The following is an 8,385-nucleotide window of genomic DNA, read 5'->3' on the forward strand; positions in this document are numbered from 1 at the left end:
CAACCATCGCCCGATAAATTGGGCTCCTACGTATGTTGGATTAGAACGGAAACACCAGCGGCGTCAGCACCAGCACCCCGGCGGAGTAGGTGAGGCTGACCGGCAGGCCGGTGCGCAGGAAGTCCGCCATCCGGTAGCGCCCGGGGGAGTAGACCATCAAATGGGTCTGGTAGCCGTAGGGGATCAGGAAGCAGGCGCTGGCGCCGTAGGCCACGGCCATGACGAAGGGCAGGGGGGCGACGCCGAAGCCCTGGGCGGTGCTCCAGGCGATGGGAAAGGCGAGCGCCGCGGCGGCGTTGTTGGTCACGGTTTCGGTAAGCAGCAGCGTCAACAGGTAGCAGCCGATAAAGGCGGCATAGACGCCATAGCCAGCGAAGAGCGTCTGCATGCCTTGGGCGAGCAGATTAGCGGCGCCGGAACTCTCCAGCCCCTGGGCGATGGCCAGGGCTGAGCCGATGATCAGCCACAGCTCGAACGGGAAGCGCCGGCGCAACTCGGCGGGGGTGAGTATCTTGCCGGCCACCAGGCCCGCCATCAGCAGTAGCAGGCCGTGGAAGAGCGGCAGCAGCTCCAGGGCCGCCAGGCCGATGACGGCGGTAAAGCCGGCAAGCGTCAGCCAGCTTTCGGTGGGCTTGAGCCGCGGGCGCTTGAAGCTGCCGCTCAATAGATGGAAGTTGCGCTCGATATTGCGGTGCTGCCGGAAGTCGCTGCCTACCGCCAGTACCAGGCAGTCGCCTACCCGCAGCGGGATCTGGCCCAGCTGCCCTTCGAGCCGCCTGCCGCCACGGCGAATCCCTACCACGCCGGCATTGAACATGCTACGAAAATCGACGTCCTGAAGCGTCTGCCCGGCCAATTCCGATTCATGGGAGACCACCACCTCCACCAGGTTGGTGGCCAATAGGTCATCGGCCTGGCGGCCGAATAGCTTCAGGCCTGGGAAGCGCTGCAGCGCCTGCACCTTGCCCACCTCGCCGGTGAATACCAGGGTATCATCACTCTGCAGGATCTCCTCCGGCCCCACCGGGCTGATCAAGCGCCCCTCCCGCTCAACCTCCAGCAGGTAGAGCCCTTCCAGGCTGCGCAACTCGTTCTCCTCGATACTCTTGCCGATCAGGCTGGAGCCGGCCTCGAGTTCGGCGGCCAGGAAGTAGGAGAGCTTCTCCGCGGTGTCCTCTGGCGCGTGTGCCGGCAGCCGCTGGGCGCGCCATAGCAAGACAGTGAAGGTAAGCAGGGCCACGGGAATGCCCACCAGACTGAACTGAAACATGCCCAGCTCGAAGCCCCCCCGTCCCAGGGCGAAGGAGTTGACCACCAGGTTGGTGGAGGTGCCGACCAGGGTGGTGACGCCACCGAGGATCGAGGCGTAGGAGAGCGGGATCAGCAGCCGCGAGGGCGCGATGCGTTGCTGGCGCGAGATGGCGCCCAGGAAGGCGGCGACCACCGCCGTGTTGTTGAGAAACGCTGACAGTACGGCGCTGGCACCCATCAGGCGTGCCGTGGCGGTCTTCTCGTTGCCCTTGAGCAGTCGCTGTGAGAGCCAGTCGAGCAGCGGGGTGCGTTCCAGCGCCAGGGAGACGAGAAGCAGCAACAGCAGGGTGGCAAGCGCCGGGTTGGTGTACTGGGCCAGCAGCGTCGGGGCATCCACCAGTCCCAGCAGCAGGTAAGCGCCGGCCAGGCTGACAAAGGCGATGGCAGGACGTACCAATCCACTGATCAGCAGGCCAACGAGTCCGGCAATCGAGAGAAGCACTGCCCAGGTCATCACGCGTCGTCCTTGAAGGCGTTAAAGGAGATAGGATTCCAGCTTGTGGGATTCTACTTGAGCTTTTATGATAATGTCGATTTCAATCGTTTAAAGATTATGATTAATAATAGATTTATCACATTGAATCAACGGGTTACGAAAATATTTGAGAACTAAACATTTAACGCCCGAAGAGCTGAATAGGCGTCGACTCCAGGCCGTGAGGCTACGCCTCGATGGCCAGACGGTCGCCGCGACGGCGACGCAGACGGGACTTTCGGCGCCGACCGTCTCGGCGGCCTGGAAGGCCTTTCGCGAGGGCGGTTGGCAGGCGGTGCCGGTGCGTCCGCGCGGCCGAAAGGTCGGGCAGGCCCAGCGACTGGATGGCGCGGCCCAGCAGGCGCTATGCGCCCGGCTCGCCGAGCAGCCCCCGGCTCCTGAAGCTGCCTGGAGCAGTGAGGGAGTGGCCGAGGCGCTGAAGGCCGATGGGCATAAGATCTCGCCGCGCGCGATCGATCACTGGCTGGAGGCCCACGACCTCAAGCCGTCGCCACTGTTGCTGGAAGGGCTCGAGCGACACCGCTCTGTTACAGGGCGCTGGTATCGCCACCAGGCTGAACCAGTACTGGAGAGGGTGCGGCGCGCCGATGGCGCTCTCTGGCAGGGCGGGGTGCGTGTATCGCAACCCGGTGAAGCCCTGGCTGGTGAGCCCCGCCGCTATCAGCTCTACCTGCATGGCAAGCGCGGCAAGCTCTATAGCCGCTGCCTCGCGGTGCCGCCGCGGGCAGAGGACTACCTGGTCCTGTTCAATCGGCTGCTCGACCAGGCCGATGGCAAGCCGGTGGTGCTGATCTTTCGTGGCGCCTGGTTCGACCGGGTGCAGGAGATTGGGGGCTGGCTCCAGGAACACCCAGATTTTCGGCTGTTGCCTTGGCCGGCTAGTTCGTAGGAGCGCGATTCATCGCGCGAATCTTGCCAAGATCGCCGAAATGTCGGACCACCGATAAGTCGGGCTCCTACAACATTAATTTCACCCACAACAGGCTAACGACATGACGTCACTCACCCATCTTCAGAAGCTGGAAGCCGAGAGCATCCAGATCATGCGAGAGGTGGTCGCCGAGACCGAGAATCCGGTGATGCTCTACTCGGTGGGCAAGGATAGCGCGGTGATGCTTCACCTCGCGCGCAAGGCCTTCGCGCCGGCACCGCCGCCGTTCCCGCTGTTGCATGTGGATACGCGCTGGAAATTTCGCGCCATGTACGACTTCCGTGACCAGATGGCCAAGGAAGTGGGCATGGACCTGCTGGTGCATATCAACCCCGAGGGCATCGAGAAGGATATCAACCCCTTCACCCATGGTTCGGCCATCCATACCGATGTGATGAAGACCGAGGGGCTCAAGCAGGCGCTGGACAAGTACGGCTTCGATGCCGCCTTTGGCGGTGCCCGCCGCGACGAGGAGAAGTCGCGTGCCAAGGAGCGGGTGTTCTCGTTCCGTACCGCTCAGCATCGCTGGGACCCGAAGAACCAGCGCCCCGAGCTATGGCGGATTTATAACACCCGCAAGCACAAGGGTGAGTCGATTCGTGTCTTCCCGCTCTCCAACTGGACCGAGCTGGATATCTGGCAGTACATCTACCTGCAAAATATCCCAATCGTGCCGCTCTACTACTCCGCCGAGCGTCCGGTGGTCGAGCGCGACGGCGCCTTGATCATGGTCGATGACGAGCGCATGCCGCTGGAGCCCGGCGAGGTGCCGATGATGCGCAAGGTGCGCTTCCGTACCCTGGGCTGCTACCCGCTGACCGGTGCCATCGAATCCGAGGCCGACACGTTGCCTGACATCATTCAGGAAATGCTGCTGACCAAGACCTCCGAACGCCAGGGTCGCGTTATCGACCACGACAGCGCCGCCTCCATGGAAAAGAAAAAGCAGGAAGGATACTTCTGATGTCTCATTCATCCGACATGATCGCCGGCGACATCGAGGGCTACCTGAAGTCGCACGAGCACAAGGGCCTGCTGCGCTTCATCACCTGCGGCAGCGTCGATGACGGCAAGAGCACGCTGATCGGGCGGCTGCTGTTCGAGTCCAAGCTGCTTTTCGAGGACCAGCTGGCCGCCATCGAGGCGGACTCCAAGCGGTGGGGCACCCAAGGCGGCGAGATGGACTTCGCGCTGTTGGTCGACGGCCTGGCCGCCGAGCGCGAGCAGGGCATCACCATCGATGTTGCCTATCGCTTCTTCTCCACCGACAAGCGCAAGTTTATCGTCGCCGATACCCCCGGACATGAGCAGTACACCCGTAATATGGTCACCGGCGCCTCGACCGCCGATGCCGCCATCCTGATGGTCGACGCGCGCCAGGGCATCCTGCCCCAGACTCGCCGCCATAGTTTTTTGATGTCGCTGATCGGCATGCGCCATATCGTGGTCGCCATCAACAAGATGGACCTGGTGGATTACTCGAAGGAGCGCTTCGACGAGATCGCGGCGGAGTATCGTGAATTCGCCCAGCAGCTGGGGCTCGAGGAGGTGACCTTTATCCCGATGTCGGCGCTTAAGGGCGATAACGTTATCGAGCCCAGCCCGCACATGCCCTGGTACCACGGCACGACCCTGATGGGCTACCTGGAAACCGTGGAATTGGATGAGGAGCGCCTGCAGAATCAGCCGTTCCGTATGCCGGTGCAGTGGGTCAACCGTCCCAATCTGGACTTCCGTGGCTTCACCGGCATGATCGCCAGCGGCCGCATCGCGCCGGGCGACGAGATCCGTGTGCAGCCCGGCGGCCAGACGAGCCGCATCAAGCAGATCTATACCTTCGACGGCGACCTGGAACAGGCGATCGCTGGCCAGTCGGTGACGCTGCTGCTGGAAGACGAGATCGATATCTCCCGGGGGGATGTGATTTCCGGCGTGGAGCAGCAGCCGGCCGAGGTCGCCGATCAGTTCGAAACCAGCCTGGTCTGGATGCACGAGGAGCCGCTGCTGCCGGGGCGCCCTTACCTGATGAAGCTGGGCACTCAGGCGGTGTCGGCCACGGTGACCGATATCAAGTATCAGGTGAACGTCAACACCCTGGAGCACACCGCCGCCAAGCAGCTCGACCTCAACGGCATCGGTGTGTGCACCCTGAGCCTGAACAAGGCCGTGGCCTTCGATGCCTACACGGACAACGCCGACACCGGCGGTTATATCCTGATCGACCGGATGACCAACAATACGGTCGGTGCCGGCATGTTGCACTTCGCCCTGCGTCGCAGCCAGAACATCCATATGCAGCATGTGGATATCGACAAGAAGGCACGTGCGGAGTCCAAGGTACAGCAGCCCGCGGTGCTGTGGTTCACCGGGCTCTCGGGTGCCGGCAAGTCGACCATCGCCAATCTGGTGGAGAAGAAGCTCTACGCCGCCGGTCAGCACACCTATTTGCTGGATGGCGACAACGTGCGTCACGGCCTCAACCGCGACCTCGGCTTCACCGATGCCGATCGCGTCGAGAACATTCGCCGCGTGGGCGAGGTGGCCAGGCTGATGACCGATGCCGGCCTGATCGTGCTGACGGCGTTTATCTCTCCGTTCCGCAGCGAGCGTCAGATGGCCCGCGAGCTGGTCGAAGAGGGCGAGTTTATCGAGGTGTTCGTCGACACCCCGCTGGAGGTCGCCGAGGACCGCGATCCCAAGGGGCTCTACAAGAAGGCGCGTCGCGGTGAGCTGAAGAACTTCACCGGCATCGACTCCGCCTACGAGGCACCGGAGGCCCCCGACCTGCACCTCAAGACCACCGAGATGAGCAGCGACGAAGCCGCCGACGCCGTGATCGAGCTGCTGCGTAAGCGCCAGATTGTTTCCTGATCGTCGCTAACTGCAACCTACTGCAACCTGTAGGAGTGCGATTTATCGCGCGATTGAGAAGCTGGAAGTCCCGGGCCCTGCCCGGGGCTTTACGCCTTAAGCTGTAAGCCTTACGTTTGCCGCTTCGCGGCGTAGCCCCCCCTGAAATCCGAGTTCAGGGGTTCTTACAGCGTAAAGCTTACGGCTTACAGCTTTACCACCTGGAAAGGAATTCAACAGATGGATCTTTCAACACTGCTCGATAGCGTCGAGGGGATCGCGAAGCAGGCCGGCGATGCCATCATGGCCATCTACTCCCGCGACTTCTCCATCGAGGAGAAGGAGGACAAGAGCCCACTGACCGAGGCGGACAAGGCGGCTCATGAGGTGATCGTGGCGGGCCTGAATGCGCTTCCCGAGGGCGTCCCGGTGCTCTCCGAGGAGGATGCCGAGGGCTTCACCGGTGCCGATGCCAACGGTCGCTACTGGCTGGTAGACCCGCTGGATGGCACCAAGGAGTTCATCAAGCGCAACGGCGAGTTCACCGTCAATATCGCGCTGATCGAGGATGGCCGGCCGGTGCTGGGCGTGGTCGTTGCCCCGGCTCTCGAGGTCTCCTACCTGGCCGCTCAGGGCGTGGGCGCCTTCAAGGTGGAGTGGGGCGAAGGCAAGGATAGCGAGCGTCAGCCAATCCATGTTGCCGGCAAGCCCGCCGAGGGCGCCACCTGGCGCGTGGTGGGCAGCCGTTCACACCCCAGCCCCGACCTGGCCGAATGGCTGGAGAAACTGGGCAGCCACGATATGGTGCCGATGGGCAGCTCGCTGAAGCTGTGTCTGGTGGCAGAGGGCGTGGCAGATGTTTACCCGCGTCTCGGCCCCACCTGCCTGTGGGACACCGGCGCCGCCCATGCCGTTGTCGAACAGGCGGGTGGTCGAGTCGAGACCCTGGAAGGCACCCCGCTTAGCTATGCCACACCCAGCGAGAAGCTGAATCCCTATTTCATCGTGTGGGGGTAACGCCCCCATCGCTGGGTAGGTGCCGGGTTTATCCGCGGGCCGGGATGTTCGCGATCAGGAAAAGTCATCGCCGCAATGTCGGTGGTTCGACATGCGGCGATGTCTTGGGCGGAAGGGTTACACTAATCGTATTTCCCTTAGCTTATAGTCTGTTCGTTATAAGCTATACGCAATGGAGGCTTGCACGGCATCATATTCGGTATCGCTGTCGCCCACTGTCGTTTTACCGGATAGGTTGAAGGTCATATTGGTGCCGAGCCGGTGTGCTACACCAAGCTTCACTTCAGTCCGGCTGTCGTCCTCGCTTTCCAGCACGGACGCAGCACCATCGAAGTCGCTGGTAACGTCTTCATAGTAGGTGACACTGCCGAAGAGACGACCTGCGGCAAGTTGGGTGCTTAGGTTGATACCACCAAAAGCCTCACCCAGTTTGGCACCGATATTGTGGCTGTAGCTGTCGTCGAGGTCGTCGTCCAGGTAGGCGCCGCCCAGAGTCACACCGGCCAGCAGGTTTTCGTTGCTGCCGAAGCGTGGTAGGTAATAGGTACCCGCAACACGCGCACCATAGCGATCGCCATCCCACTCGGTGGTGGGGTTACCGTAGGAGTATTCCCCTTCAAGATCCTGATAGAGTAGGATCCCGCTAAGCACCAGGTTGTTATTTAATAGATTGATCGCCGCGTAGGGAGCAATAAGGTTACCGCTTAGATCGGAGTTGCCATAGTCACTGGTCAGGTCGAACTTGCTGTAACCCGCCGCAACCCCAGCCAGTACATTGCCCATGCGCTTGTCGATACCCGCCATGGCGGCCTTCGAGTCACCATCGTACTTCAGGCCTGCGGAGTTGCCCGAGAGATCGCCCACCTCGGTTGATACCCAAAGGCTTAGCCCCTCGGAAAGGTTGAACCGATCCGAATCTTCGGTCGAGTTGCGGTGCAGGCTATGGTTACTGGGCGCCATTGCCACATCGATTTGCTCGCTGAGCATGCCAAAGCTCTGTGCCATGGCCTGCTTCTGAGCGGCACGCAGGGACTTGTCTGCGTTCAGGACGCCCAGTATAGAGGCAATCTCATTGATTTGATCACCCGTGATATTATCGAGGCGGCCGCTGAAGAGAACTTTGCCCCCTCTGTTCCGGATAGTGACTGGCGTCTGGCCATTAAACTGGGTGAGGGTCGTATCGGAGGGCAGTTCCAGCGTATACGGTGTGCCATTGAGCTTGATGTCGAATGTGCCGGTCTTGTCGATATCCCCCAGCGAGCCGCTCCACTCCAGCGTTACCGGCCGTGTTTCCGTGATGGCACTGATCGTAAAGCTGGCGTTCTGGCTAGGGTTGTCGTAGGCGCTCTCCAGGCTGGAGGCGGTAGTTGTGATATTGACCTTCTTGCCATCGATAATCAGGTCTGCGTCATTCGTTGCCAGCACATCGGACAGGTAGCGATTGCCATCAAGGGTGGCGATCTTGAGCGTTGAGCCATTGTCCAGGGTGATCGTCTGGCTTGGCGTGTTGAGGTCGGCATCACCCGCCAGGTCACCAATGGTGGGCATCGAAGCGCCGATATTGACCAACTCGTTGAAGCTGAAGGATTGAGCACTCGCCATAGTGCTAGCGGTGAGGGCAATAATGCCTGCGGCCAGCACGATTGGTTTTTTTTGCATATCAATTCCCTTTGAGCATGGAAGAGTGGTTACTTTATTAGTATTTGTACATTACTGGGTCTCGAGCAAATCAACAACTGCTTGTATATATGCTGGCAGGGTGTCTAACACCGGTCCTGGT

6 protein-coding genes are annotated in these 8,385 nt (G+C 61.2%); 4 read left to right on the forward strand and 2 right to left on the reverse strand.

The features are described 5' to 3' along the window. Positions 1-40 precede the first annotated feature (40 nt). Complete coding sequence (locus IOC61_RS03325; protein WP_229332905.1) at positions 41-1,765, reverse strand: SLC13 family permease; 1,725 nt, start codon at positions 1,763-1,765, stop codon at positions 41-43. 202 nt (positions 1,766-1,967) lie between these two features. Here IOC61_RS03325 and IOC61_RS03330 point away from each other — a divergent pair, with 202 nt between their 5' ends. From IOC61_RS03330 to cysQ, 4 genes are all read left to right on the forward strand, one after another. After that, a complete protein-coding gene (locus IOC61_RS03330) occupies positions 1,968-2,696 on the forward strand; it encodes a helix-turn-helix domain-containing protein (protein ID WP_195687455.1) in 729 nt (242 codons plus the stop codon). A 103-nt stretch (positions 2,697-2,799) separates the two neighbouring features. Then, a complete protein-coding gene (gene cysD / locus IOC61_RS03335; protein WP_195687456.1) occupies positions 2,800-3,702 on the forward strand; it encodes a sulfate adenylyltransferase subunit CysD in 903 nt (300 codons plus the stop codon). Further along, entirely contained in the window at positions 3,702-5,609 is a 1,908-nt protein-coding gene (gene cysN, locus IOC61_RS03340; RefSeq protein ID WP_195687457.1) for a sulfate adenylyltransferase subunit CysN, read from the forward strand. Before cysD ends, cysN begins: the two co-directional genes overlap by 1 nt. Before the next feature lie 219 nt (positions 5,610-5,828). After that, a complete protein-coding gene (gene cysQ, locus IOC61_RS03345) occupies positions 5,829-6,605 on the forward strand; it encodes a 3'(2'),5'-bisphosphate nucleotidase CysQ (RefSeq protein ID WP_195687458.1) in 777 nt (258 codons plus the stop codon). Positions 6,606-6,761: 156 nt separating this feature from the next. Here cysQ and IOC61_RS03350 read toward each other — a convergent pair whose 3' ends face one another. After that, complete coding sequence (locus IOC61_RS03350; protein WP_195687459.1) at positions 6,762-8,264, reverse strand: hypothetical protein; 1,503 nt, start codon at positions 8,262-8,264, stop codon at positions 6,762-6,764. Positions 8,265-8,385: the final 121 nt, after the last annotated feature.

Origin of the sequence: Halomonas sp. KAO (genome assembly GCF_015595025.1) — a bacterium.
In the GTDB taxonomy this organism is placed as follows: domain Bacteria; phylum Pseudomonadota; class Gammaproteobacteria; order Pseudomonadales; family Halomonadaceae; genus Halomonas.

Bases quoted from the DNA above. Each gene is read 5' to 3' on its own strand.
- IOC61_RS03325 (WP_229332905.1), bottom strand. From the start codon at position 1,765: ATGACCTGGGCAGTGCTTCTCTCGATTGCCGGACTCGTTGGCCTGCTG.
- cysD (WP_195687456.1), top strand. From the start codon at position 2,800: ATGACGTCACTCACCCATCTTCAGAAGCTGGAAGCCGAGAGCATCCAG.
- cysN (WP_195687457.1), top strand. From the start codon at position 3,702: ATGTCTCATTCATCCGACATGATCGCCGGCGACATCGAGGGCTACCTG.
- cysQ (WP_195687458.1), top strand. From the start codon at position 5,829: ATGGATCTTTCAACACTGCTCGATAGCGTCGAGGGGATCGCGAAGCAG.
- IOC61_RS03350 (WP_195687459.1), bottom strand. From the start codon at position 8,264: ATGCAAAAAAAACCAATCGTGCTGGCCGCAGGCATTATTGCCCTCACC.